Raw genomic sequence first — 24,977 nt, forward strand, 5'->3', positions numbered from 1 at the left:
GCAGATACTCCTCGCGACCGGCTCGCGTCAATGGATGATTTGTGACGGTCCGGGCGCATTGTTCGCCGGCATCGACCGGCTGGGCTCCGATGCGCCCGTTTTCAGCAAGTCATTGCCGGTGCAATGAACATTCCGGCAGTTCCGGTTTTTCGCAATTCTGTGGCTGGCGCTCGGAGCGATTGTCGGTAAATTCGCGTGGGGGTTCGGCGACGGGCGGTTTCGGTCTGGCGCCGGGCAGGACACGACTCGATGAGAGTAAAAATGGCTCAAAAGCACAATGTGTTGGCGGTAGCGCTGCTGGCGTTCATCGCGATGACGGTTATGCCTGTGCTGGCACAGGAAAAGACGCCCAACGATCCGCGCCTGTTCACACCGGGCAAGCTGACGGTTTCGACCTCCGAGCCGAGCTATCCGCCATGGGTGCTCGACAACAACCCGGAAGCCGGCGAGGGTTTTGAGGCGGCGCTCGTCTATGCGCTGGCCGCTGAGCTTGGCTTCAAGAAGGAAGACGTGGTCTGGGTCGACGTGACCTTCGACGGCGCCATCGCGCCCGGCCCGAAGGCCTATGACTTCTCGATCCAGCAGATCTCGGTGACCCCGGATCGCGCCAAGGTCGCGACCTTCTCGGATGTCTACTACCAGTCCGACAAGGCGGTGATCGCGCTGCCGAGCGCGGCAGTGGCAAGCGCCAAGTCTTTCGCCGACCTCAAGGCTGCCCGCTGGGGCGTCGCCGTCGGCACCACCGATTTCGACTACGTGACCAACGTGCTCGGCATCGACAATGCCTCGGTCTATGACGACCAGGCCGGCGTGTTCCAGGCGCTGCAGGGCGGCCAGATCGACGCGACCATCGCGACCCTTCCCACGGCACTCTATGCGACCTGCTGCCAGGTGCCGGAGGCCAAGATCACCGCGCTCCTGCCCAAGGATCCGAACGACGAGGGTCTCGGCCTGCTGTTCGCCTACGAGAACCCGATCGTGCCTTGGATCAACGAGGGCCTCGCCGCGCTCAAGGAAAAGGGCACCATCGACGAGCTGGTCCAGAAATACCTCGTCGCCGACCCGAACATTCCCACGATCAGCCAATGACACGACGGCCCGGCAAGGGGCGCCGGCAGATTGCGCTCAAGGACCGGCTCGCGCCGGTCCTTATTAGTTTGGCCAGCGTGGTCATCGTCTTCGGCGCCGTCGCCTATTTCGTGGGCTCGGCGCCGCAATGGCCGCGCATCCAGCTGCAGTTCTTCAGCGTCGAGGCGATGCTCGAGGCCGCGCCCAGCGTGGCGCGCGGCTTCCTCGTTTCGCTGCAGATCTGGCTGATCAGCCTCGTGTGCATCGGCGTGTGGGCGCTGGTGCTCGCGATCTTCCGCGCCATGGGCGGGCCGTGGTTCGCCCCGCTGCGCGTGTTCGCCATTCTCTATGTCGACCTGTTCCGCGGCCTGCCGGCGCTGCTGCTGGTGCTGCTGTTCGGCTTCGGCATTCCGGCGCTGAACCTGCCCGGCCTGCCCAAGGAAGGCCTGTTCTGGGGCGGTGTGGCGCTGGTGCTGAGCTATTCCGCCTATGCCACCGAGGTCTATCGCTCGGGCATCGAGGCGGTGCACGAGGGCCAGAGCATGGCCGCCAAGGCGCTCGGCCTCACGCAGTGGCAGACGCTGCGCTACGCCATCCTGCCGCAGGCGCTGCGCAATGTGGTGCCGGCGATGCTGAACCTCGTCGTCGCGCTGCAGAAGGACGTGGCGCTGCTCTCGGTGCTGGGCGTGCGCGACGCGGTGCGCGAGGCGCAGATCTACACGGCGCGCACCTTCAACTATTCCTCGCTGGTAGTGGCGGCGATCCTGTTCCTGCTCGCCACGATTCCCTTGGCCCGGCTCACAGACCATCTGGCGCGCAAGGACCGTCAGCGCCGCCTCCAGGGTGCGCTGTAGATGAACCGCATCGAGATCGACAAGCTCACCAAATATTACGGCGAGCGGCTGGTGCTGGATGCCGTGGACCTCAACGTGGCGCCGCACGAGGTAGTATGCCTGATCGGCGCCTCGGGCTCGGGCAAATCGACGCTGCTGCGCTGCATCAACGGGCTGACCGAGTTCGACGAGGGCAGCGTGCGGCTCGACGGGGTCGACATCTACGACGACAAGTTCGGGCGCACCGGGCTCTACAAGCGCATCGGCATCGTGTTCCAGGCCTATAACCTGTTCCCGCATATGAGCGTGCTCGACAACATCACGCTCGCCCCGATCAAGGTGCATGGCCGGGCCCGGGGCGAGGCTGAGGCGGCGGCGCTTAAGCTGCTCGAGCTGTTCGGGCTCGGGCAATACGCCAAGGCCTATCCCGAGCAGTTGTCGGGCGGCCAGCAGCAGCGCGTGGCGATCGTGCGGTCGCTGGCGACAGAACCGGAGGTGCTGCTGCTCGACGAGGTGACGGCAGCGCTCGATCCCGAGCTGATCGGCGAGGTGCTGAAGATCATCCGCGACCTGAAGCAGAGCGGCATGACCATGGTGATCGTGACGCACGAGATGGCCTTCGCCCGCGATGTCGCCGACCGGGTGTGCTTTCTCGATGGCGGCCGCATCGTCGAGCAGGGCGACCCGCGCCAGCTGTTCTCGCGGCCCGAGAACCCGCGCACGCAGAAATTCCTCGAGCGGATCATCGCGTCGGGGCGGCTCGAGGCGATGACCTAGCTATTCGCGGCGAGATAGTCCTCGACCAGCGCCACCCAATACCGCGACGCCGGCGCAATCACGGCATCGTTGAAATCGTAGCGCGGGCTGTGAAGGTCCGCGCTCGGGCCATTGCCGACGAACAGGTAGCTGCCGCGCTGCTTTTCCAGCATGAAGGCGAAATCCTCGCTGACCAGCAGCGGCTTCAGCGTCCCGACCTTGTCGGCGCCGAAGTGGCGGATCGCGACCTGCCGGGCGAAGGCGGTCTCGTCGGGATGATTGTGCAGCGCTGGAAAGCCCGGCGGATGGTAGACCTCGGCGGTGGCGCCGAAGCTGGCCGCCTGCGCCTCGGCCAGCACCTTGATGCGCTCGCGGATGCGGTCGCGGACGGCGTCGGTGAAGGAGCGCACTGTGATCTGCAGCTCGACGCTGTCGGGGATCACGGTCGGCATCGTGCCGCCATGGATCGAGCCGACGGTGATCACCGCGGTTTCGAGCGGATCGATATTGCGGGCAACGATCGACTGCAGCGCCATCACCAGCGCCGAAGCCGCGACGATCGGATCGACCGCATCCTGCGGTTTCGCGCCGTGGCCGCCCTTGCCCTTGACCGTGATGATGACGAGATCGACGGCCGCCATGGTTGGGCCATCGACGAAGCGGAACTCGCCGGCCGGGATGCCGGGCCAGTTGTGGAGGCCGAATACCGCATCGACAGGGAAGCGCTCGAACAGCCCGTCCTCGAGCATCTGCACGGCGCCGCCGACCTCCTCGGCCGGCTGGAAGATCAGCCGCACGGTGCCGGAGAAGTTCCGCGTCTTGGCCAGCTCGCGCGCCGTGGCGAGGAGGATGGTCGTGTGCCCGTCATGGCCGCAGGCATGCATCACGCCGGGGGTGGCGCTGGCATAGTCGAGGCCGGTAGCTTCGGTGATCGGCAGGGCATCCATGTCGGCACGGAGCCCGATGCTGCGCTCGCCGGTGCCGTTGCGCAGGGTGGCGACGACGCCGGTGCCGCCGATGCCGGTCGTGACCTCATAGCCCCAGCCGGCCAGCAGATCAGCGACGAGCGCGCTGGTCGAAAACTCCTCGCGGCTGAGTTCGGGCGCGGCGTGGAGGTGGCGGCGCAGCGCGACGAAATCGTCGATGCTGCGGGGGGCGGAAATGGGCGGGGTGACTTTCATGCTGGCCGCCTATATCGCAGACTTGGCAACGAGATAGAACCACCAAGCGTCACATGCACCACCCGCTCCTCGATGTCCTGACCGCAGCCGCCGATGGCCGTTTCCCGCCGGTCGATGGCGGCGTGACCGTCACCCCGCCGCTGGCCGGAGGCTGGGAGTGCTCGGTGGCCTTCACCGGGCATGCGGTGGTCGCGACCTCGCGCCCGGCCGATGACGTGCTGGCGCAGGGCCCGGATGGCTATGGCGGCTCGCTGGCGCCTGACTTCCTGCGCTGGCTCGCCGGCCCGCGCGGCTTTGTCGGGGTAATCGACGCGATGCTGGTGCGGCGCGGCACGGGTGGCTCGAGGCTGGTTGCCCGTACCGACTTCGACGACCACCCGCGCGTGCAATATGCCCGACAGTATCGCTCCGACGTCATCGTCTATGGCGACGAGCGCGGCCTCGTGACCATCGGGGCCGGGCTTGCCGGACGGCGCGAGATGAGCGTCGAGGCGGCCGACCACAACCGCGGGCTGGGTACGGCGCTGATCGCCGAAGCCATCGGCCTCGTGCCGGAGGGCGAGCTGCTGTTTGCCGCGGTGTCGCCGGGCAACGCCCGCTCGCTGCGCGCCTTCCTCAGCCTCGGCTTTGTCCCCATAGGCAGCGAATGCCTGATCCGTCCGGCCTGACCCGGCTTCAGGACGCCACCTGCTGCAACTCCGCGCGGCTGTCGATCAGGGTGCGCACGAAGGTGTTGGCGAGGGTGTCGCCGCCGCCCGGACCGATGGCGACGAACTCGACTTCGGGCAGCGGCGGCAGGCCGGCGCTGTCGGGCAGGATGGCGAGGCCGGAAGGCAGCAGCAGGCGCGAATGGGCGGCGACGCCGAAGCCGGCCATCAGCGCGGCGCGCAACCCGCTCAGGCTGCCGCTGGAACAGGCGAGCCGCCAGCTGCGATCCGACGTGTCGAGCACGGCGATGGCCAGCGTGCGGGTGATGCTGGGCGGGTAGTAGGCGACGAGCGGCACCGGCTGGCCGGCGACGAGCGTCAGGCCCGGGCGGCCGATCCAGGCCAGCCGTTCGCGCCACGCCACTTCGCCGCGCCGGTCACCCGGCTTGCGCTTGACGAAGATGACGTCGAGCTCGCCGGCGTCATAGCGCTGGTAGAGAAAGCCGCTGAGACCGACGCTGAGCTCGATATCGACATCGGGCTGCTCGCGGCCGAAACGCGCCAGCACGGCCGGCAGGCCGGACATGGCGAAGTCCTCGGAGATGCCGAGACGCAGACGGCGCCGGCTCGGCTGGCCGGAAAAGAAGCGGGTCAGCCGCTCGTTGGCGGCGAGGATTTCGCGCGCCATCGGAACCAGTGCATCTCCGTCGGGCGTGAGCGTCACCGAATGGGTGTCCCGGGCGAAGACGCGATGGCCGAGCGCGTCCTCGAGCCGCTTGATCTGCTGGCTGATGGTGGACTGGCGCAGGCCCAGCCGCTCGGCCGCAACTGAGAAGCTGCGGTGCTCCGCGACGGCGAGGAAAGCCGCCAGCAGCGAGGGGCTGATATCGACCAGGAGATGGCTCGGAGCGCTCATGCAGGACCACGATAGCTGTTAACGCTGTTATCACGAATGAGAATGCCCTAGTCGCAAAACTGTCAACTGCCGCCTGAGGGGACTGGAATGCAGGGACTGAAGAGCTGGATTTCGGCCAACGCCTACATGCTGATGCTGCTGGGCACGGTGATCCTTGCCACCGTGCTGCCGGTGTCGGGGCTTGCGGCACAGGTCGTCTCCAAGATCAGCCTCGGCGCCGTGGCGCTGCTGTTCTTCCTCTATGGCGCCAAGCTGAAGAGCGAGGTGATCGTCGCCGGCATGACCAACTGGCGGCTGCAGGCCATGGTGCTGGTCACCACGTTCGTGGTGTTCCCGCTGCTCGGCTTCGGCCTCGTCGCGATTTTCGGGCAGTGGCTGCCGCCGGAACTGGCGCTCGGCATGCTCTATCTCAGCATCCTGCCCTCCACGGTGCAGTCCTCGATCGCGCTGACCGCCATGGCGCGCGGCAATGTGCCGGCGGCGATCTGCGCGGCGTCGCTCTCCAACATTCTCGGCGTGATCGTGACGCCGCTGCTCGCCGCCTGGCTGCTCGCCACCAAGGGCGTGCCGTTCGACGCCATGTCGATCGTGTGGATCTGCGTGCAGCTGTTGCTGCCCTTCGCGCTCGGCCAGGCGCTACGGCCGTGGATCGGCGCGCGCATCGAGAAGGCCAAGCGCCTGACCACGTTCGTCGATCGTGGCTCGATCCTGCTGATCGTCTACTCGGCCTTCAGCGCCGGCGTCGTCGGCGGCATCTGGAGCCGGGTCGAGCCCGCGAGCCTGGTGCTGATCATCGCGCTCGATCTGGCCATGCTGTTCATCGTCATCGGCTTTGTGAGCTTTGCCGGGCGCAAGGCCGGGCTGAGCCGGGCCGACCGCATCAGCCTGCTGTTCTGCGGCTCGCAGAAGAGCCTCGCGAGCGGTGTGCCGATGGCCAATGTGCTGTTCGCGGGTCCGTCGGCCGGCCTGATCATCCTGCCGCTGATGCTTTACCACCAGTTCCAGCTCTTCGTGTCGGCCGCGATCGCCCAGCGCATGGCGCGCGAACCCGAGGCGGTACCGGCGGAATAGCCGCCGGCGCGGACTGGGCTCAGGCCCAGTCCTTGAGCTTGGAGGTCTGCCCGATGCCGGGGTTCATCGAATTGGTGGGGTCGAGCGAGCGGTAGAAATCGGCCAGCACGGGTTTTGCCGTGTAGAGATGGCCGACATTGTGCTCGGACGGGAACTCGATGCCGCGCCCGTTGAGATGGGCGATAATCTTGTGCTCGATCTCGAGCCAATCGGTGCCCTTCTTGACCGCATAGTCGTAATGGAACACCTGGCACATGAAGTGCCCGCACGGGATGCGGCGCTCGATATATTGCTCGAGCCCGTCGGGCAGCGTTTCGCGCCAGTCCAGCGTGTTGCGCGGCAGCGCCAGATCGAGTGCCACGATGTTCTCCACCTTGTCGGCATGCACGGCGCGATAGCGCACCGAGCCGCCACCGATGGCGTAGCGGTTGCGGAAGGCGGCGGCCGCCTCCTCCTCGTCGCACTCGAAGAAGTCGCCGTCGGCCGAAGGGAAGATGGATTCGAGATACTGCCGGGCCTCGTCGATGCCCTCACCGTCCATGCGCAGCAGCAAATGATGCTGATACTTGTCGCGGAACGCGTTCATGCGGGCCGGCAGGTGCGTGGGCAGCAGGCCGGTGATGACCTGCAGTATCTTGTCTGAGAGATTGGTGCCGAGGCCGAGCCGGCCGGTGATGGCGTCGAACCGGCTCTTCAGCGCGAAGGCGGTCGGGATACGCTCAGTGCCGGCATGCTTGATGAGGAGGTACAGGTCCTTGCCGTAATCCTCGGCCAGCCGGTAGGCGTCCTGGTGCAGGTACTCGCCCGCCACTGGCAGGGTATTGAACTGGCTCAGGATGTGGCGGCGGATATTGGTCAGCTCCATGTAGTAGTTGGAGCCGATGTAGAAGACCTTCGACGGACCCGAGCTCGGGAAGGTGTCGAGCCGCACCGCGAACACGCAGAGCTTTCCGGCGCTGCCGGCCGCTTCGTAGAGCAGCCGCGGATCGTTGTTGAAACGGGCCGGACCGGGCGCCTCGATGTCGCGCAGCAGCGTCGAGTAATCCGGGTCGGAGGCAAGCCTGCCGGTATCGTGCCAGACGTCGCCCTCGCCATAGCGGCCGCTATCGAGGCGGGCGAGGATTTCCTCGGGATCGTTGCCGAGCTCGATGCCCAGGTTGTTGACCAGCGACACGCTGCCATCCTCGGCTACGCGGGCATAGAGCGCGAGCTGGGTGAAGGCGGGGCCGCGCCGGATCAGCGCGCCGCCGGAATTGTTGCAGACGCCACCCACGATCGAGGCGCCGATAGTGGTCGAGCCGATCACCGAGTGCGGTTCACGGCCAAGCGGGCGGATCAGCTTTTCGAGCCGGTGGAGGGTCGAGCCGGCCAGCGCCAGCACCTGTTCGCCGCCCTTCAGCAGGTCGATGCGATCGATCCGCATCGTGTTGATCAGCACGACCTCGCGGTCGTAGTCGTCGCCGTAGGGGGTGGACCCGCCATTGAGCCCGGTATTGGCCGCCTGCATGATGACGATGCGGCCCGCTTCGATGACAGCCTTGAACACCCGCCACTGCTCGAGCAGCGTGCCCGGCCGCACCACCGCCAGCACCGCGCCCTCGCCATAGCGATAGCCCTTGCGGAAGCGCCGGTTCTTGCGCGGATCGGTGAGCACGTGAGCGTCGCCCACCAGACCGCGCAGCTGCGTCAGCAGGGCTTCGCCGGAAATCGGGGTCGGAGTGGTGAGCATCGAAACGTCTTCGGTTGGAACGGCGTACTGGCATAAGCCCGATTGGCGCCGCCGTCGACACCACGTCTGTCGCAATGCTCAGCCGCGCAGGCCGATATCCTCGGGGCGATTTGAGGAAATCTTCGAGCTCGCCACGGATGTAGGGCTCAGCGGCGCACTTGTTCTGATGCAACATTGGTGGAAGCGGGCGAGGTCAGTCGGCCATGGCCAGCTGCGAGGTCATGATTCAGGCTGCGGAACAGATGGGTTCGCCGTGACATAGTCGGTATCGGCCGCAGCGTCGACGTCGGTCTGGCGATTCGGCCATCGGCCGGTAACGATTTGACCACCGACCGCTGCGTCCGCCGTTAACCATATGATGCGTCGTAGCTTTCGTCGCATAACGCGCCCATCACGGGCCTAGGCATATTCTGCAGCTGCATAGGAGAATTCGGGTCCTGTGCCAGTGCTGCTCCCTCCTTGCGGCGGAGGGAGCAGCGCCTTTCTCACCAGACATCGAGCGAATGACGCTCGGTGAGGGTAGGCTGGCGTTATGCCAGTGCCTTGGCGCGGCTGCGCGCCCCAGGAGTCTTGGGCTTGCGGCCGAGACCAATGGTCTTGGCCAGTCGCGAACGGGCTTCCGAATAAGTCGGAGCAACCATCGGATAGTCCGGCGGCAGTCCCCACTTCGCGCGGTATTCCTCCGGCGACATGTCGTACTCGGTACGCAGGTGCCGTTTCAGCGACTTAAACTTCTTGCCGTCCTCCAGGCAGATCAAATATTCGGGCGTAATTGACTTTTTGACCGGCACTGCCGGCTTCAATTCAACCGCCGGCTCCACTTCAACAGCACCACCGAGCGCGACAAGTGCCGTATGCACGTTGGCGATCAACTTCGGCAGATCAGGCGCGCTCAATGCATTGTGGCTCACGTAAGCACTTACGATCTCGGCACTGAGCTCGACCAACTGTATGCTCCGCGATTCCGACTGTGCTGTTGCCCCCGTCGATCCGGATACTCCTGATTCCATATTTTCCTCGGTCCAATTTGCCTAGGGTTCGGGTCCTGTATGAGGAGACTACGGCCTGCCACCCCGGTGCCTCCCCCATTATTGTGCTAGCGCTGGCCAAGCAGGTGGCTTACTTGTATGCGTTATCTAGCCGTTATGTGGCTACGCTTCGCTCTTTACTTCGTCAAGTAAACTTCCACCAATTCCTCTCCACCAGCCGATCAAGTTTGTAGTTTCCATGCCTGCTACGGTCTCGCTCCAGCTTTTGGGCAACCCGGTTCTCCGTCTTGCCGACGGGACCGCAGTCAAACTGCGGCAGAAGGCCTACGCTCTGGCGGCCCTGCTTTATCTAGAGTTTTCCGGCCGCGGCCGGCGCGCCGTGCTTGCTGAGCGAATCTGGGAAGACAGCACCGCCGAGCAGGCAATGACGAATCTTCGCCAGACGCTGCTGCACACGCGCGACCTGGAAGCGAAGTACGGTTTTGAACTGTTCAAGGCCGATGCTACCGAGATCGAACTTAATGGCGAGGTCGGACTGGATCTGCGCGATGTCGGACGCGTCCGCACTGCTGCAGATATTGCAGAGCTGGAACGGCTGATTGGGGAATATCGCGGCGAACTTCTCGCCGGCGTCGATGGCGTAGGCAACGAGTTCAGCCAGTGGCTGACGCTCGAGCGCACCCGCATCGAGAACCAGTTCGCGACCTTTTCGACCGAGGCGGCGCTGCGCATCGGCGGCCAGGATGGCCGGGCCGCCCTCACCAAGCTGGCCGAACGCCTGCCCTATTCCGATACCGTGGCCCAGGCGACGATCGAGTTGTTCCGGGCCGAGAGCAACGAAGCCGGCGCCCGCGCCGCCTATTCGGCGTTCCGCAACCGCCTGCACCACGGCCTGGGGCTGACGCCGGCGATCGAGACGTCGGAGATGTTCCGCCCCGAAGCGGAGGCGGAACAGGCGCCCTCCATCCCGGCGACGCCGCAGCGGCGCAAGACCGATCCGGGCTATCGCCAGAGCTTCGTGCCGCGCGTGGTGCTGCTGCCGCCGCTGCAGGACTTCAAGCAGTCGAACTTCCCCAAGCATCTCGCGCCGGCGCTAGTGGAGGACGTGACCATCGGCCTCTCCCGGCTGAAGTCGGTGTCGGTGATCGCCCCGCACACCGCCTGGCAACTCGATCCGTTCAGCGCGCTCGACGAAGTGCGCTCGCACCAGATCGACTATGCCGTCGAAAGCCGCATCTCGCCGCAATTTCCCGGCGACGGATTATCGCTCGCCATCCGCCTGATCCGCGCCTCGGGCCGCGAGATCGTATGGGCCGACCGCTTCGCCTTCTCCCCGACAACGGCGCCGCAGAACTACTGGGACTTCACCAACGGCGTGGCGCGCGCCCTGGCCGAATCGATCGAGGCCTCCGAACTGCAGCGCGAGCGCACCGAACGCGACGCCGACGCCTATTCGCACTATCTCGCCGGCCGGCAGAACCTGCTGACCTTCGACCTGCCCAAGATACGCCGCGGACGCAAGTCGCTACGCATTGCCCGGGATATCGAACCTGAACAGTCCTCGATCGAGAGCGCGCTGGCCCGTTCCTATGTCGTCGAATGGGTGCTGCGCGCGGGCTCGGACCGGGCGCTGCTCGACCGGGCCAAGCTCCATGCCGAGCGGGCCGTGGCCATCGATCCCAATGACGGCACCGCCTATCGCGAGCTCGGGCGCGTCGCGCTGTTCGACCGCGACCTCGACCAGAGCCTGGCGCACATGGCGATGGCGGCCGATCTCGCCCCCAACCACGCCGACATCCTCGCCGATTTCGCCGATACGCTCGCCCATAACTCCATGCTGCCCGAGGCGCAGGACAAGATCGACCTCGCCATGCGGCTCAACCCGATCCCGCCGGACGAGTACCTGTGGACCCTGGGCGGCATCAACTTCTTCCGCGGCCGCTTCGAGGAGGCGCTGCGCAACCTGGGCAAGATGCGCAACCCCGAACCCGCCTATCGCCTGATGGCGGCCTCGGCCGCCATGGCGGGGCAAATGGACCTGGCGCGCCGCTACCGCTTGCAAGCCCTTAAATTGCAGCCGGATTTTACTACCGCTCGTTGGCTATCACGCGTACCGCAGCGCGATCCTGCGGATGTCGATCTGTATATTGAGGCATTGCACAAGGCCGGATTCAAGTAGGCCAACAAGGAGCAGTGCTTATGCGGTACGTTATTATCGGACAGAAAGATTCCTCCCAGCTGCTGGTCGTCGACACCCAGCTCATGACCGTCACGCCGCTGGATCAGCAGAGCGTGGTCCCCGCCAATGTCCGTTCCTCGATCGAAGCCGGTAACTCCATCGTCGACGGCATCGACATCGCCATCACCGCCGACCAGCGCGAAGACGGCGGCGCGGCCTGGTTCTTCCACGCCAAGTAAGGCTGGCCTTTGTCCATCGGGGCCGCCACCAGCCGGCCGGCGATCCATCGGGTCGCCGACGGCCACAGTGATCCCGCAGCCCTGCTGCGGGATTTGTCTTTGCAGTTTCCGCAGATCGGCATCACCCGGCTGGCGCGCCAGACCGGGCTGGATCGGCTCGGCATCCCGGTCTATGCCGCCATCCGGCCGAACTCGGCCACCATCGCCACCCATCACGGCAAGGGTCTGGACGAACTGTCGGCACAGATCTCCGCCGTCATGGAGGCGGCCGAGTACGCCGTCGCCGAAGCGCCGGAAACACCGCAGCTGGTATTGAGCCTTAGCGCCGCCAAGGCCATGGGGTTTGCGGTGCTCGACTTCACCCACCTGTTGCCACACGGCACGACGCTCGACGAGCAGCGGCCGGTGCGCTGGGTGGAGGGCGTGGAGCTAGGCACCGGCGTCACGGTGCTGGTGCCATACGATGCCGTGGTGCTCGGTGCCGAGCCGGAAGACTTCCCCGGCATCGCCCAATCGACCAATGGCGTGGGCGCCGGCACCAGCGTGTCGGGCGCGCTGCTGCATGCGCTATGCGAGACGGTAGAGCGCGACGCGGTGTGCCTGTGGGGCTTCAAGTCCGACACGGCGGCGCGCGCCACCCGTGTTGCGCCCTCGGCCTTCGATGACGCCGAGGTCGATGCGCTCGATTTCCGCATCGCCGAGGCTGGCTTCCAGTTGCGGCTCTACGACCAGACCTCGAATTCCGGCCTGCCGGTGATCTATGCGGTGCTCTCGCCCGGCGACGGCGCCGACAGGCATTTCGATGCCGCGACGGGCGCGTCGTGCCATCCGGTCGCGGGGATCGCGGCGCGCCGCGCCATCGTCGAAGCGGCGCAGACCCGTATCACCAACATTGCCGGGGCGCGCGACGACATCATCGAGGCTGAGTATGACGAGACGCTGGGCCGCAGCATCGCCGTGCTGACCGAGGACGCGCCGGCCGAGCGCCCGGCGCCTGACGGACTGCCGCGCGGCGCTTCGACCGAAGAGCTGATCATGCACATGCGCGCCGGCCTCGCCCGCGCCGGGCTGGAGCGCATCGTCGTCGTGCCGATGGGCGGCTCGCGCTTCGGCATCAATGTTGTGCGCGTCTTCGTGCCCGGGCTCGAGGACCGGCTGACCAACCGCAATTGGCGCCCGGGCAAGCGGGCTGCTACCGCCATGCTGGGGTTCCTGTGAAAATCCTGTTCGCCGGCCCCTCGCTTTATGGCGCCGATTACAACCGCACTGGTCTCGATGTCCGCCCGCCCGCGCGGCAGGGCGACCTGCATCGGGCCGCGCTCGACGGCGCCACCGCCATCGGGCTGGTCGACGGCGTATTCGGCTTCGTGCCGTCGGTGTGGCACAAGGAAATCCTGTTCGCGCTCAAGGCCGGCGTGCATGTGCTCGGTGCCGCTTCGCTGGGAGCGCTGCGGGCGGCCGAATGCGCCGATTTCGGCATGGAGCCGGTCGGCGCGATCGCGCTCAGCTATCTCGACGGCGAGCGTATCGAGGATGGCGACGTCTGCCTTGCCCATGCCCCCGAGGAAATGGCCTTCATGCCGCTCAGCGAACCGCTGGTGGATGCGGAGGCGACGATTGCGGCCATGGTGGCGGCCGGCGCGGCGACGGCCGATGAGGCCGCCGCATTGCTGATCGCGGCGCGGAGCCTCTATTTCGGCGACCGTACGCCCGACGTGATCGCCGAGCGGGTCGGGCTGCCGCAGCTTGCCGCGCAGTACCGCACGCATCGGGTGTCGCTGAAGACCGCCGATGCGCTGCTGCTGGTCGAGCGGCTGCGCGCCCTGCCCGACACCCTCACCCTCCCGCCGGCGGACTGGCACTTCGTTTCTTCCGACCCCTGGCGCCGCTATCTCGCGGCTCGTGCCGCGACCTAACCACGGGCTGCGCTGCCGCAGGGAACGGCGTAGTATGCCGCGCCTGGCGAGCGGAGGAGACAACGCATGGCAACCATGGTGCGACTGTCGCGCGAGCAGATCGAGCAGATGATGCTCGACATGGACGCGATGGAGAAAGAGCTCAAGGCGATCCACGCCGAACTGATCGAGGCCAACGTGCCCAAGGCCACCCTCAACCGCTTCGCCCGTATGCATGATCGCTACACCGCGGGCGTCGCCTACCTGAGGAAGCAACGCGAACTGGGCGGCGAGGGCTGAACCGGCAGCGACCGTCGCGCGTTGAGCGGTGTCCAACCCGCTCGCGAGGCGCGCATGTACCTGCAGGCCCTGGCCACCGACTATGACGGCACCATCGCCAGTGACGGACGCGTCTCCAAGGCGACGATCAAGGCGCTGGAAAAGCTCAAGGAGAGCGGGCGCAAGCTCCTGCTGGTGACCGGCCGCGAACTGCCGGATCTCAAGACCGTGTTCAACCGGTTCGACCTGTTCGACATCTGTGTGGTCGAGAACGGCGCGCTGCTTTACCTGCCGGCCTCCGAGGAGGAGCGCCCGGTCGGCCCGCCGCCGGCGCCGGAACTCGTCGCCGCACTCGAGAAACGCGGCGTCGCACCGCTTTCGGTGGGACGCACCATCGTCGCCACGTGGGAACCGCACCAGCATGCCGTGCTCGAGGCGATCACCGAGCTGAGGCTCGAGCTGCAGATCATCTTCAACAAGGGCGCCGTGATGGTGCTGCCCTCCGGCATCAACAAGGCGAGCGGGCTCGCCGCAGCGCTCGAGGTGCTGGAGCTTTCGTCGCACAACGTGGTCGGCATCGGCGACGCCGAGAACGACCACGCCTTCCTGCGCGCCTGCGGCTGCAGCGCCGCCGTCGCCAACGCCCTGGCGGCGGTGAAGGACACCGCCGATTTCGTCACCCGCGGCCGGCGCGGTGCCGGCGTGGTCGAGCTGATCGGCGAAATGCTCAACAATGACGAGGGGCTCGCCGCCCTGCCCCGCAACCGCGTGCCGATCGGCACGGGGCCGAACGACGAGCCGATCGAGCTGCGGCCCAGCGACGTGCTCCTGATCGCCGGCTCATCCGGCATCGGCAAATCGACGCTCGCGACCGCCCTCACCGAACAGCTGATCGGCAAGGAGCAGCAATTCGTCATCCTCGACCCGGAGGGCGATTACACCGAGCTGAAGAATGCCGTGCAAGTGGGGGAGGAAAAGATCCCACCAACGCACAAGCAGGCGCTCGAGCTGCTGGAGACCCCCGAGACGAGCGTGGTGGTGAACACGCTGGGACTGGAGCTTAAGGAGCGGCCGGGCTTTTTCACCGAGCTGATCCCCGAGCTCGGCAAGCTGCGCGCCCGCACCGGCCGGCCGCACTGGATCATCATCGACGAGGCACACCACCTGCTGCCCGGGCAGCGCAAGGGCGAGGCGCTGGCCCTGCCCGACACCATGACCGGTACGGTGATGATCACCGTCCACCCCGACGCCATCGCGCCCGATGCGCTGAAGCACGTGACGCGGATCCTCGCGCTGGGGCCCGAGGCCGACAAGGTGATCGCCAGCTTCTGCAAGGCGGTCGGCGAGAAGGTGCCGAAGACCAAGGTGCCCGACGACGAGCATGTGCTCTACTGGCACCGGGCGGCGGGCACCGTGCCCAAGCTGGTGACGGTGGAAAAGCCCAGACAGCAGCACAAGCGCCACATCCGCAAATATGCCGAAGGCGCGCTGACCGACGAGCGCAGCTTCTATTTCCGCGGGCCGGAGGGGAAGCTGAACCTCAAGGCGCAGAACCTGGTGATGTTCCTGCAGATCGCCGACGGCCTCGACGATGAGACCTGGGCCTACCACTTCGGGCGCGGCGACTATTCGAAGTGGTTCCGCATCTGCATCAAGGACGATGAGCTCGCCGAGGAGGCCGAAGCGATTGAAGCGGAGGAGCCCGAGGACAGCCGGGACAGGATCGCCGAGATCGTCAAGGCGCGCTACACCCAGCCGGCCAAGGCAGCCGAATAGCGGGCTGGAGCACTTTCGCCAAGGCGAAAACCCAGACGGGCACCGGGCGTGCGGCCACTGGATCCCCGCCCTCGCGGGGATGACGCCGAGTTTGGAGGTCGCTTCGAATGTGAAACGCTAGAACCACATCCACTTGCGCGGCCGCGGCGGCGGGCCTTCCACGATGGCGAGGCTCGCGACCATCTGCTCGACTTCGCGCAGTTCCTGGGCTGTGGGCATCTCCTCGCACAGGTAGGTCGCGTTGATCAGGTGCTCGCCGTCCACCACGCACCAGGCCTGGCAGTAAGCGAAATCGTCGGCGGAAAAGACCATCGTCGCCCGCGTGCGATCGGCCGGTTCCAGCAGATCATCTTCGAGCACGGTGCCTGCGCCCGCGAGCCAGCGCTTGAGGATGACGCCAGGATCAATCACGCCGTCAGTCTCCGCGTCGCCACCGACCCATGTTATTTGCAATGCATTGCTATTTGTTCGATCTATTCGCGCAACCGTCTTTGTTAACTCAGATTCACCTGAGATTGACTGCCAGTTCACATCAAGTGCAATGCTTAGCTTTATACTCGTCCCAGCCAACGACATTGTCCTTCTAAAATTAATCTTGTATTTGAAACAAGATGACATCGATGGTCAAGCGTCGCGCACATCACATCTAGCACCGCACACGGCAAAAGGGGGGGTTGGCCGTCGACCGGGCGGTTTGCAGCCTGCCCAGTTGGCCCGGCGTGAATTGCGAACAAAGCGCGAATAGTGCTTCCTGATCCGGACTTTTATCCGGACCGATTCGCGTGCTCGACACCCCCGCCTATCTCGACAAGCTGAACCCCCAACAGCGGCTGGCCGTCGAGCATATGGGCGGCCCGCTGCTGGTGATCGCCGGGGCCGGCTCGGGCAAGACCAACACGCTGGCGCATCGGGTGGCCCACCTGATCGTCAACGGCGCCGATCCGCGCCGCATCCTGCTGATGACCTTCTCGCGCCGCGCCTCGGGCGAGATGCAGCGCCGGGTCGAGCGGCTGGTGGTGCAGGTGATGGGCAAGAACGCGGGCATCGTCACCGATGCGCTGAGCTGGGCCGGCACCTTCCACGGCATCGGCGCGCGCCTGCTGCGCGAATATGCCGAGCAGATCGGGCTGAGGCCGGAATTCTCGATCCACGACCGCGAGGACTCCGGCGACCTGATCAACATCATCCGCCACGAGATGGGGTTCTCGGAAGCCAAGAAGCGCTTTCCCACCAAGGGCACCTGCCTTGCCATCTACTCGCGCGTCGTCAACGCGCAGGGCGATCTCGACCGCGTGCTGAAGGACCATTTCCCCTGGGTCGCCATGTGGGAAGCCCAGCTGCGCGAGCTGTTCGGGGCCTATGTCGATGCCAAGCAGAACCAGCAGGTGCTCGATTACGACGACCTGCTGCTCTACTGGGCCGCGATGATGCGCGAGCCGGCGATCGCCGACGATATCGGCCAGCGCTTCGACCACGTGCTGGTCGACGAGTACCAGGACACCAACAGCCTGCAGGCCTCTATCCTCTTGGCGCTGAAGCCGCAGGGCGACGGGCTGACCGTGGTCGGCGACGACGCGCAGTCGATCTACTCGTTCCGCGCCGCCACGGTGCGCAACATCCTCGATTTCCCGGCTGCCTTCTCGCCGCCGGCGCGCATGGTGACGCTGGATCGCAACTATCGCTCGACCCAGCCGATCCTCGAGGCGGCCAACGCGGTGATCTCGGAGAGCACCGAACGCTTCACCAAGAACCTGTGGAGCGAGCGTATCGCCACCGAAAAACCGCGGCTGGTGACGGTGAAGGACGAGCCGAGCCAGGCCCGCTACGTGGTCGAAAGCGTGCTGAGCTGCCGCGAAGGCGGCACGACACTGAAGCAGCAGGCGGTGCTATTCCGCACCTCATCCCATTCGGCCGAACTCGAGATCGAGCTCACCCGCCGAAACATCCCGTTCGTGAAGTATGGCGGGCTCAAATTCCTCGACAGCGCCCACATCAAGGATGTGATGGCGCTGCTGCGCTTTGTCGACAACCCGCGTGACCGCGTCGCCGGCTTTCGCGTGCTGCAGCTGCTTCCCGGCATTGGTCCCGGCGCGGCGGGGAAGCTCCTCGACCGGATGGCGGAGAGCGCCGACCCGCTGGCTGAATTGCTGGCCGCCCCGCCACCGCCGCGCGGTTCGGAGGGCTGGCCCGGCTTCATCGAGGTGATCGACCATCTCGGACGCGGCACGGCCGGCTGGCCGGCCGAACTGCTGCGCGCCCGCATGTGGTACGAGCCGCTGATGGAGGCGGTGTACGAAGACGCCGAGATCCGCAAGGAGGACATCTACCAGCTCGAGCAGATCGCCGGCGGCTATCCGAGCCGCGAGCGCTTCCTTACCGAACTGACGCTTGACCCGCCGGAAGCGACTTCGGACCAGGCCGGCGTGCCGCTGCTCGACGAGGATTTTCTGATCCTCTCGACCATCCACTCCGCCAAGGGGCAGGAATGGAAGAACGTGCATGTGCTGAACGTGGTCGATGGCGCTATCCCCTCCGACCTCGGCACCGGCTCGACGCATGAACTCGAAGAGGAGCGCCGCCTGCTTTATGTCGCGATGACGCGCGCCAAGGACGAGCTGCACCTCGTCATCCCGCAGCGCTTCTACGTGCACCAGCAGGGCCAGCACGGCGACAAGCATGTCTATGCCCAGCGCACCCGCTTCATCACCAAGGCAATGCTGCCGCTGTTCGACGACCTGTTCTGGCCGGCAGTGAAGCCGGCAGAACTGCGGGGGATCGCTCCAGCCGCACCGCGCGTCGATGTCCGCGCAGGGCTGAGGGCGATGTGGAAGAAATGACAAACCCTGACACGCGCTGGCAGCAAGCTGCGCTATGCTTGTCAGGATGAGCGAGCTTGCACACGGACCGGGCCACGGCGCCCCCTCTCCCTTGGGGGAGAAGGTTGGGGTGAGGGGGCCTTCCTTTTGGCGACCTGAAGGCCCCCTCACCCGGCGCTACGCGCCGACCTCACCCCCAAGGGAGAGGTGAAGTGGTGAAAAAGCCCCTCGCTCTCGATATCGCCCACGCCCGCCGCATCTGGCTGCATGCCCAGCGGCTCGACGAACGCGCGCCCTTCGGGGCCGGTGCCGCCGCGGTGAAGGCGGCGGTGGAGCATCTGGGCTATGTGCAGATCGACACGATCAACGTGATCGAGCGGGCGCATCACCACATCTTGTTCACCCGCATCCCGGAGTATCGCCGGGCCGACCTCGCGCAGGCGCAATCGGTCGACAAGTCGGTGTTCGAGTACTGGACGCATGCGCTGGCCTATGTGCCGGCACGCGACATCCGCTTCTACCTCAACGAGATGAAGCACCATCTGACCGAGCCGCTGCGCTGGTACGCCGATGCCGACCCCAACGACCTGAAGCGGCTGTTGCGCCAGATCCGGAAGGATGGCGCGCTCTCGATCCGCGATATCGACAATGACGAACTGGTGGAGAAGGACCACCCATGGGGCAGTCGCAAGCCATCCAAGCGCGTGCTGCAATACGGGTTCTACTCGGGCGAGTTGACCATCTCCGAACGCACCGGCATGGTGAAGACCTACGAGCTGATGGACCGCCACTTCGGCTGGCCGCCGCGACCGCGCGCCGCCACCGACCGACAGATCGACGAGTATCTGCTCGAGCGTGCGATCACCTCACAGGGGCTGATCAGCGGGCCCTCGGTAATGCACCCGAAACTGCGCTTCAGCGCGGAATTGCAGAAGCTGATCGACTCGCGGGTGCGGACCAGAAAGCTGGTGCCCGTGACGGTGGGTGACGACCCTGCCCTGCACTACGCGCCCCCCGAGGCGCTGGAGGTGCCGGAGCCGCAGGATCCGCCGCTGGTGCATATCCTCTCGCCCTTCGACCCGGTGGTGATCCAGCGGCGCCGGCTAAAACTGTTCTTCGGCTACGACCATGTGTTCGAGGCCTATGTGAAGAAGGAAAAGCGCCAGTTCGGCTACTTCACCCTGCCGGTACTGGTGGGTGACGAGATCGTCGCGGCGATGGATCTGAAGACCGACCGGGCGGCGGGCAAGGTGCTGATCCAGGCCTGGCATTGGGTGGGCAAGGGCAAGGCCGCCGAGCACAAGGCGACAATCGAGGAGGAACTCGGCCGCTTCGAGCGCTTCCAGCTCGCCAACGGCGAAGCGTGAGCTATTCGAGCCAGTCGCGCGGCGATTCGTTCAGGGTGACGAAATCGACGATGCCGGCGTCAGGCTCGCCCACGATCATGATCTCGACCGGGTCGCCCCAGCCGTCACAGCTCAACGCCGCGGCCTTCGCCCGGAACGCCTCAAGCAGCGCCTGTGCGTCGCCGAAGAGTTCGCCGAGACCTGTGGCGAATCCTTCCGTCGTGAGGAAGCTGAACTGAAATTCGCCACGCTCCTCGCCGTCGATGGCGAGCTTGCCGATACCATTGATTTGCATGGCGAAAAGCTAGTTGCGCCAAGCTGACAGGACGCTGACCGTCCAAAGAAAACGGCGCCCTTCTGGGCGCCGCTTCCATGCATGGACTGGTGCTGAGGCCGGATCAGTTGAACCGATAGCGGACGGTACCGCGCAGCTCGTGGATCCAGTTGCTGTTGGCCTCGTAGTAGTTGTTCGGATCGGCCGTCGGCTCGTTGTTGATCTGGTCGATGTAGAGGCCGCGATAGCCCACATCCGCGACCCAGTCCCCCATATCGTAGCCAACACCGAGCATGACCGCGCCGGCCGCGCTGACATTGGTGCCGGTCTGCACCGGGAAGCCGGTCGGGGCGTTGACCTCGGCATGGTTCCAGGCAACGCCGACGCCGGCGCCGACATAGCCGAAGGCACCGCCGGCGCCCGCCGAGTAGCTCCAGTCGCCACCGAGGCCGAAATCATAGTAGACGTTGGCGAGCGCGACGGTGGAGCGCAGCATCAGCGTGTAGTCGCCATCGTTAGGATCGCCGAGATCCTTGGTGATCTTGAGCCCGGTGGTTTCGACCGAGTCGATCGTGGCATCGACGCGCAGCCCGTTGCCGGTCTCGTAGCCGAAGCCGGCGCCCCAGCTGTAACCATAGCCGTACTCGCTATAGTCCCAGGTCTGGTCGATCTCCGGGTGGGTGAGCTCTTCGCCCCAGTGCCAGTTCAGCGCAGCGCTACCGCGCAGATAGAACGAACCGCCGATGTCGTAGTCGACCTCGGGAATATCGGGGTATTCGGGCATGTCGGCCGCGATCGCGGCCGGGGCAACCAGCAGCGCGGCTCCTGCCACCGCCGCCGAAGCGAGAAACTTGCGCATTCTGAAATCCTCTTGCACCAGTCAAGTGGAGGCCAATATGCGGGCTAGTTCTTAAAGTCGGCTTAACCCTAACGAGTAACCCTAATGACGGGTGTGCAGATGTGGTTAACGAATGCTTTCGGTGGCCGAGAATTACTTGCAGGCTGCTGTGGGCTGACTGGGTTGGCCATGATGGTCGGCGCGGGAGGATACCCCCACCCCTGTCCCCTCCCCGCAAGGGGGAGGGAGACGCTCAAGCTAACGCCGGTTCTGGTGGAACGAAGGCAAGTGCCACAGGGTCACCTCCCCCCTTGCGGGGGATGGACAGGGTGGGGGACCCTTCCCGCTCGATCCTAGCGGTCTACGCGACCTTCTTGATCGTCGCCGCGATCTCGCTGACGATGGCGGCGACCAGCCCTTCGTCGTCGCTTTCGGCCATCACGCGGATCACCGGCTCGGTGCCCGAGGGGCGGATGACGAGGCGGCCGGAGTCGCCGAGACGCGCCTGGCTCTCCTTGATCGCCTGCTGCACCAGCTTGTGCTCGAGCGGCTTGCCGTCCTTGTAACGCACTGACTGCAGCAGCTGCGGCACCTTCTCGAAGCGCCGGCACACCTCGGATACGGGTCTGCCCGCCTGCTTGGCGACCGCGAGCAGCTGGAGGCCGGCGATGAGGCCATCGCCCGTGGTGGTGAAATCGGTGAGAATGATGTGGCCGCTCTGCTCGCCACCGACATTGAAGCCTTTGGCGCGCATGGTCTCGAGCACGTAGCGGTCGCCCACCTGGGTGCGCTCGAGGTTGAGGCCGACGCTGCCCAGATAGCGCTCGAGGCCGAGATTGCTCATCACGGTGGCAACAAGGCCGCCACCCTTGAGCTCGCCGCGGGCATGCCAGGACTGCGCGATGACCGCCATGAACTGGTCGCCGTCGACGATCTCGCCCTTTTCATCGACGATGATGACGCGGTCGGCATCGCCATCGAGAGCGATGCCGATGTCGGCGCGCAGCTCCTTCACCTTGGCGATCAGCGCCTCGGGGGCGGTGGAGCCGACCTTGTCGTTGATATTGAAGCCATCGGGCTCGTTACCGATGGTGAACACCTCGGCGCCCAGCTCCCAAAGCGCGGTGGGCGCAACCTTGTAGGCGGCGCCGTTGGCGCAATCGACCACGACACGCAGGCCGGTGAGGTCGATCCCCTTGGGCAGGGTGCGCTTGGCATATTCGATATAGCGGGTCTGGGCCGCCTCGTCGCGGTGGGCGCGGCCGATATCGCGGCCGGTCGAGAGCCGTGCGTTGAGGTCCTCGTCCATCAGCTCTTCGATCTCGCTTTCGAGCTGGTCGGAGAGCTTGTAGCCGTCGTGCCGGAACAGCTTGATGCCGTTGTCCTCGAACGGATTGTGCGAGGCCGAGATCATGACGCCGAGATCGGCGCGCAGCGACCGGGTGAGCATGGCGACGGCCGGCGTCGGCATCGGCCCAAGCAGGTAGACATCCATGCCCACGGCGGTGAAGCCGGCGGTAAGCGCGCTCTCGAGCATATATCCGGAGCGGCGCGTGTCCTTGCCGATCACCACGCGGTTGCGGTGATCGCCATTGACGAACTTGAGGCCGGCGGCCATGCCGACCCGCATGGCGAGCCCGGGGGTCAGCTTGCTGCCGTTGGCGAGGCCGCGAATGCCGTCCGTGCCGAAATATTTGCGCGCCATGAGAACCCTCTGGTGACCGGGCGCCAATCTAGCGCCGAACCCCAAGCATACGAAACAGATTGGTGCCGTTTCGTTAACCGGTGAATCTCGGCGGATGTGGGGCTGAGAGGGTGGGAATGGGCGGTGTCGTGAAGGAGGCAACCCTCATACCTCAAGATACCCCCACCCCTGTCCCCTCCCCCAAGGGGGAGGGAGACACTCAAGCAAACACCGGTGCTCGTGGGACGAAGATGTGTGAGCGCACGTCACCTCCCCCCTTGCGGGGGAGGGACAGGGTGGTGGGTGGTATTTGGGCACCGCTGCTAGTGGACAAGTGTCCATGTCCACAAAACAAAGGGCCGCCCCGAAGGACGGCCCTTGCTCAATCTGTGCCCGATCAGCTGCCCGGCTGCGGCTCGGGGGCGGTGCCGGGATCGGCGTCGGGGCGCTTGCGGCCCGACTTGCCGGCCGAGGGCACGCCGGTCGATTTCTGCACCGGCTCGCTATCCTCGGGACGCATCGGCAGTTTGCCGTCCATAAGCCCGCGGATCTCGTCGCCGGTCAGCGTCTCGTACTCGATGAGCGCCTGGGCGATGGCGTGCAGGTCATCGATGTTCTCGCGAATGACCGTCTGTGCCGTTTTGTAGCCATCGTCGACGAAACGCTTGATCTCCTCGTCGACCACCTTCTGGGTCTCGTCGGACATGTGCGTGTTGCGCTGCATCATCGAGCGGCCGAGGAAGACCTCGTCCTGTGCATCGCCGTAGAGCAGCGGGCCGAGCTTGTCGGACATGCCCCACTCCGTGGCCATGGCGCGGGCGAGGCTCGTCGCCATCTTGATGTCCGCCGAAGCGCCGGAGGTCACCTTGTCGTAGCCGAAGATCTCTTCCTCGGCGACACGGCCACCCATGGCCACCGCCATGTCGGCGAAGGCCTTGCGGCGGGTAAGCGACACCTGGTCGCGCTCGGGCAGGCGCATCACCATGCCCAGCGCACGGCCGCGCGGAATGATGGTGGCCTTATGGATCGGGTCCGAGGCGTCCATCTTGATGGCGAGCAGCGCGTGCCCGGCTTCGTGATAGGCGGTGAGCTTCTTGTCTTCCTCGGTCAGGCTGAGGGTGCGGCGCTCCGCGCCCATCATCAGCTTGTCCTTGGCATCCTCGAACTCGCTCATCGTGACGAAGCGCTTGTTGCGGCGCGCCGCCAGCAGGGCGCCCTCGTTGACGAGGTTCATCAGATCGGCGCCCGAGAAGCCGGGCGTACCGCGGGCGAGAACCTTGAGGTCGACATCGGGGGCCAGCGGCACCTTGCGGACGTGGACCTTGAGGATCTTCTCGCGGCCCTGCACGTCCGGGTTCGGCACCACGACCTGGCGGTCGAAGCGGCCAGGACGCAGCAGCGCCGGGTCGAGTACGTCGGGACGGTTGGTCGCGGCGATGAGGATGATGCCCTCGTTGGCCTCGAAGCCGTCCATCTCGACCAGCAGCTGGTTGAGGGTCTGCTCGCGCTCGTCGTTACCACCGCCGAGGCCTGCGCCACGGTGCCGGCCGACGGCGTCGATTTCGTCGATGAAGATGATGCACGGAGCGTTCTTCTTGGCCTGCTCGAACATGTCGCGGACACGCGAGGCGCCCACGCCGACGAACATTTCCACGAAGTCCGAACCCGAGATGGTGAAGAACGGCACGTTGGCTTCGCCGGCGACGGCGCGCGCAATGAGCGTCTTACCCGTACCCGGCGGGCCGACGAGCAGCACGCCGCGCGGGATCTTGCCGCCCAGGCGCTGGAACTTGCCCGGATCGCGCAGGAACTCGACGATCTCCTCGAGATCCTGCTTGGCCTCATCCACGCCGGCGACGTCCTCGAACGTCACCTTGCCCTGGGTCTCGGTGAGCAGCTTCGCGCGCGACTTGCCGAAACCCATGGCGCCACCGCGTCCGCCACCCTGCATCTGCCGGATGAAGAAGAACCACACGCCGATGATGACGAGGAAGGGCAGCCACGAGGTCAGCAGCATGCCCCAGAACGGGCTCGACTCCGGCTGCTGGGCCGTGATCGAGACGTTGCGCTCCTCGAGCCGCGAAATGATATCGGCACCCTCGGGCAGCACCGTTTCGAACTTGGCGCCGCTGTTCATCGTGCCGGTCACCACGTTCTGCGTGATGGTCACCGACTGCACGCTGCCCGCGTTCACGTCGGAAACGAACTGGCTATAGCTCTTGTCGGAAACCGCGATCGAGCGGGTCGACGACTGAAAGACCTGGAACAGGCCCATCAGCATGAAGAGGATCACCAGCCAGATGGCGAAGTTCCGGAAATTGACGTTCATCATCCTGTCCTGAAGCCCGGCCGTTCGGGGGGCCGGGAATATTAGGGCGAATGTAGGCCTCGCCTTAGGGCCTTACAAGGTAGCCACTGGTGCGGCGCTTTGGCCGCAAAGTCGAGTGAGCTTGCGCTCTTC

At 65.6% G+C, this 24,977-nt stretch carries 22 protein-coding genes; 13 read left to right on the forward strand and 9 right to left on the reverse strand.

Features of this window, described 5'->3' with window-relative positions:
* Positions 1–261 precede the first annotated feature (261 nt).
* Genes AC3A6I_RS15175 through AC3A6I_RS15185 form a run of 3 tightly spaced genes read left to right on the forward strand, consistent with a single transcriptional unit; the run spans position 262 to position 2,678 of the window.
* Positions 262–1,089, forward strand: a complete 828-nt coding sequence (locus tag AC3A6I_RS15175; protein ID WP_487544571.1) for an ABC transporter substrate-binding protein — start codon at positions 262–264, stop codon at positions 1,087–1,089.
* The gene (locus AC3A6I_RS15180) at positions 1,086–1,922 is read left to right on the forward strand and encodes an amino acid ABC transporter permease (protein WP_487544573.1); all 837 of its coding nucleotides are present in this window, start codon (positions 1,086–1,088) and stop codon (positions 1,920–1,922) included. Before AC3A6I_RS15175 ends, AC3A6I_RS15180 begins: the two co-directional genes overlap by 4 nt.
* On the forward strand, positions 1,923–2,678 hold the full coding sequence (locus AC3A6I_RS15185; RefSeq protein ID WP_487544574.1) for an amino acid ABC transporter ATP-binding protein: 756 nt from the start codon (positions 1,923–1,925) through the stop codon (positions 2,676–2,678). It abuts the gene before it with no gap.
* Here the strand turns inward: AC3A6I_RS15185 and AC3A6I_RS15190 are convergent.
* A complete protein-coding gene (locus AC3A6I_RS15190) occupies positions 2,675–3,838 on the reverse strand; it encodes a M20 aminoacylase family protein (protein ID WP_487544576.1) in 1,164 nt (387 codons plus the stop codon). The genes AC3A6I_RS15185 and AC3A6I_RS15190 overlap by 4 nt on opposite strands.
* A gap of 53 nt (positions 3,839–3,891) precedes the next feature.
* Between AC3A6I_RS15190 and AC3A6I_RS15195 the strand changes: the two genes are divergently transcribed.
* Positions 3,892–4,506 carry a GNAT family N-acetyltransferase gene (locus AC3A6I_RS15195; RefSeq protein ID WP_487544577.1) on the forward strand — a complete coding sequence of 205 codons (615 nt, stop codon included), beginning with the start codon at positions 3,892–3,894 and terminating at the stop codon, positions 4,504–4,506.
* 7 nt (positions 4,507–4,513) lie between these two features.
* On the opposite strand, the gene AC3A6I_RS15200 is transcribed toward AC3A6I_RS15195, so the two are convergent.
* Positions 4,514–5,401, reverse strand: a complete 888-nt coding sequence (locus tag AC3A6I_RS15200; protein WP_487544578.1) for a LysR family transcriptional regulator — start codon at positions 5,399–5,401, stop codon at positions 4,514–4,516.
* An 87-nt stretch (positions 5,402–5,488) separates the two neighbouring features.
* On the opposite strand from AC3A6I_RS15200, the gene AC3A6I_RS15205 reads away from it, so the two are divergent.
* Positions 5,489–6,472, forward strand: coding sequence for a bile acid:sodium symporter family protein (locus tag AC3A6I_RS15205; RefSeq protein ID WP_487544579.1), 984 nt, complete (start codon positions 5,489–5,491; stop codon positions 6,470–6,472).
* Between the two features lie 19 nt (positions 6,473–6,491).
* Here AC3A6I_RS15205 and dld read toward each other — a convergent pair whose 3' ends face one another.
* Both dld and AC3A6I_RS15215 read right to left on the reverse strand, forming a co-directional pair.
* Positions 6,492–8,201, reverse strand: a complete 1,710-nt coding sequence (gene dld / locus AC3A6I_RS15210) for a D-lactate dehydrogenase (protein ID WP_487544580.1) — start codon at positions 8,199–8,201, stop codon at positions 6,492–6,494.
* 530 nt (positions 8,202–8,731) lie between these two features.
* A complete protein-coding gene (locus tag AC3A6I_RS15215; protein ID WP_487544581.1) occupies positions 8,732–9,211 on the reverse strand; it encodes a Ros/MucR family transcriptional regulator in 480 nt (159 codons plus the stop codon).
* A gap of 403 nt (positions 9,212–9,614) precedes the next feature.
* Between AC3A6I_RS15215 and AC3A6I_RS15220 the strand changes: the two genes are divergently transcribed.
* The 6 genes from AC3A6I_RS15220 (at position 9,615) to AC3A6I_RS15245 (ending at position 15,558) form a co-directional block, all read left to right on the forward strand.
* Positions 9,615–11,369 carry a BTAD domain-containing putative transcriptional regulator gene (locus AC3A6I_RS15220; protein WP_487544582.1) on the forward strand — a complete coding sequence of 585 codons (1,755 nt, stop codon included), beginning with the start codon at positions 9,615–9,617 and terminating at the stop codon, positions 11,367–11,369.
* 20 nt (positions 11,370–11,389) lie between these two features.
* On the forward strand, positions 11,390–11,608 hold the full coding sequence (locus tag AC3A6I_RS15225) for a hypothetical protein (RefSeq protein WP_487544583.1): 219 nt from the start codon (positions 11,390–11,392) through the stop codon (positions 11,606–11,608).
* A 99-nt stretch (positions 11,609–11,707) separates the two neighbouring features.
* The gene (locus AC3A6I_RS15230; RefSeq protein WP_487544584.1) at positions 11,708–12,826 is read left to right on the forward strand and encodes a YcaO-like family protein; all 1,119 of its coding nucleotides are present in this window, start codon (positions 11,708–11,710) and stop codon (positions 12,824–12,826) included.
* The gene (locus tag AC3A6I_RS15235; RefSeq protein ID WP_487544585.1) at positions 12,823–13,524 is read left to right on the forward strand and encodes a TfuA-like protein; all 702 of its coding nucleotides are present in this window, start codon (positions 12,823–12,825) and stop codon (positions 13,522–13,524) included. Before AC3A6I_RS15230 ends, AC3A6I_RS15235 begins: the two co-directional genes overlap by 4 nt.
* A 66-nt stretch (positions 13,525–13,590) precedes the next feature.
* The gene (locus tag AC3A6I_RS15240) at positions 13,591–13,803 is read left to right on the forward strand and encodes a hypothetical protein (protein ID WP_487544586.1); all 213 of its coding nucleotides are present in this window, start codon (positions 13,591–13,593) and stop codon (positions 13,801–13,803) included.
* 54 nt (positions 13,804–13,857) lie between these two features.
* The gene (locus tag AC3A6I_RS15245) at positions 13,858–15,558 is read left to right on the forward strand and encodes an HAD family hydrolase (protein WP_487544587.1); all 1,701 of its coding nucleotides are present in this window, start codon (positions 13,858–13,860) and stop codon (positions 15,556–15,558) included.
* Positions 15,559–15,675: 117 nt separating this feature from the next.
* On the opposite strand, the gene AC3A6I_RS15250 is transcribed toward AC3A6I_RS15245, so the two are convergent.
* Positions 15,676–15,969: a hypothetical protein gene (locus tag AC3A6I_RS15250; protein WP_487544588.1), complete on the reverse strand. Its 294-nt coding sequence runs from the start codon at positions 15,967–15,969 to the stop codon at positions 15,676–15,678.
* Positions 15,970–16,340: 371 nt separating this feature from the next.
* On the opposite strand from AC3A6I_RS15250, the gene AC3A6I_RS15255 reads away from it, so the two are divergent.
* Both AC3A6I_RS15255 and AC3A6I_RS15260 read left to right on the forward strand, forming a co-directional pair.
* On the forward strand, positions 16,341–18,395 hold the full coding sequence (locus tag AC3A6I_RS15255; RefSeq protein WP_487544589.1) for an ATP-dependent helicase: 2,055 nt from the start codon (positions 16,341–16,343) through the stop codon (positions 18,393–18,395).
* Positions 18,396–18,589: 194 nt separating this feature from the next.
* Positions 18,590–19,741 carry a winged helix-turn-helix domain-containing protein gene (locus AC3A6I_RS15260; RefSeq protein ID WP_487544590.1) on the forward strand — a complete coding sequence of 384 codons (1,152 nt, stop codon included), beginning with the start codon at positions 18,590–18,592 and terminating at the stop codon, positions 19,739–19,741.
* Position 19,742: 1 nt separating this feature from the next.
* Here AC3A6I_RS15260 and AC3A6I_RS15265 read toward each other — a convergent pair whose 3' ends face one another.
* From AC3A6I_RS15265 to ftsH, 4 genes are all read right to left on the reverse strand, one after another.
* Complete coding sequence (locus AC3A6I_RS15265; RefSeq protein WP_487544591.1) at positions 19,743–20,015, reverse strand: hypothetical protein; 273 nt, start codon at positions 20,013–20,015, stop codon at positions 19,743–19,745.
* A gap of 103 nt (positions 20,016–20,118) precedes the next feature.
* Positions 20,119–20,853, reverse strand: coding sequence for an outer membrane protein (locus AC3A6I_RS15270; RefSeq protein ID WP_487544592.1), 735 nt, complete (start codon positions 20,851–20,853; stop codon positions 20,119–20,121).
* 340 nt (positions 20,854–21,193) lie between these two features.
* Complete coding sequence (glmM, locus tag AC3A6I_RS15275) at positions 21,194–22,537, reverse strand: phosphoglucosamine mutase (protein ID WP_487544593.1); 1,344 nt, start codon at positions 22,535–22,537, stop codon at positions 21,194–21,196.
* Between the two features lie 376 nt (positions 22,538–22,913).
* Positions 22,914–24,845 carry an ATP-dependent zinc metalloprotease FtsH gene (gene ftsH / locus AC3A6I_RS15280; RefSeq protein WP_487544594.1) on the reverse strand — a complete coding sequence of 644 codons (1,932 nt, stop codon included), beginning with the start codon at positions 24,843–24,845 and terminating at the stop codon, positions 22,914–22,916.
* Positions 24,846–24,977: the final 132 nt, after the last annotated feature.

The sequence above is a fragment of the Devosia sp. Soil_C_22 genome (assembly GCF_057657195.1).

Coding starts and splice junctions, on each gene's coding strand:
- AC3A6I_RS15195 (WP_487544577.1), top strand. CDS start 3,892: ATGCACCACCCGCTCCTCGATGTCCTGACCGCAGCCGCCGATGGCCGT.
- AC3A6I_RS15190 (WP_487544576.1), bottom strand. CDS start 3,838: ATGAAAGTCACCCCGCCCATTTCCGCCCCCCGCAGCATCGACGATTTC.
- dld (WP_487544580.1), bottom strand. CDS start 8,201: ATGCTCACCACTCCGACCCCGATTTCCGGCGAAGCCCTGCTGACGCAG.
- AC3A6I_RS15180 (WP_487544573.1), top strand. CDS start 1,086: ATGACACGACGGCCCGGCAAGGGGCGCCGGCAGATTGCGCTCAAGGAC.
- AC3A6I_RS15175 (WP_487544571.1), top strand. CDS start 262: ATGGCTCAAAAGCACAATGTGTTGGCGGTAGCGCTGCTGGCGTTCATC.
- AC3A6I_RS15265 (WP_487544591.1), bottom strand. CDS start 20,015: ATGCAAATCAATGGTATCGGCAAGCTCGCCATCGACGGCGAGGAGCGT.
- AC3A6I_RS15205 (WP_487544579.1), top strand. CDS start 5,489: ATGCAGGGACTGAAGAGCTGGATTTCGGCCAACGCCTACATGCTGATG.
- AC3A6I_RS15240 (WP_487544586.1), top strand. CDS start 13,591: ATGGCAACCATGGTGCGACTGTCGCGCGAGCAGATCGAGCAGATGATG.
- AC3A6I_RS15245 (WP_487544587.1), top strand. CDS start 13,858: ATGTACCTGCAGGCCCTGGCCACCGACTATGACGGCACCATCGCCAGT.
- AC3A6I_RS15225 (WP_487544583.1), top strand. CDS start 11,390: ATGCGGTACGTTATTATCGGACAGAAAGATTCCTCCCAGCTGCTGGTC.
- AC3A6I_RS15185 (WP_487544574.1), top strand. CDS start 1,923: ATGAACCGCATCGAGATCGACAAGCTCACCAAATATTACGGCGAGCGG.
- glmM (WP_487544593.1), bottom strand. CDS start 22,537: ATGGCGCGCAAATATTTCGGCACGGACGGCATTCGCGGCCTCGCCAAC.
- ftsH (WP_487544594.1), bottom strand. CDS start 24,845: ATGAACGTCAATTTCCGGAACTTCGCCATCTGGCTGGTGATCCTCTTC.
- AC3A6I_RS15220 (WP_487544582.1), top strand. CDS start 9,615: ATGACGAATCTTCGCCAGACGCTGCTGCACACGCGCGACCTGGAAGCG.
- AC3A6I_RS15215 (WP_487544581.1), bottom strand. CDS start 9,211: ATGGAATCAGGAGTATCCGGATCGACGGGGGCAACAGCACAGTCGGAA.
- AC3A6I_RS15270 (WP_487544592.1), bottom strand. CDS start 20,853: ATGCGCAAGTTTCTCGCTTCGGCGGCGGTGGCAGGAGCCGCGCTGCTG.
- AC3A6I_RS15200 (WP_487544578.1), bottom strand. CDS start 5,401: ATGAGCGCTCCGAGCCATCTCCTGGTCGATATCAGCCCCTCGCTGCTG.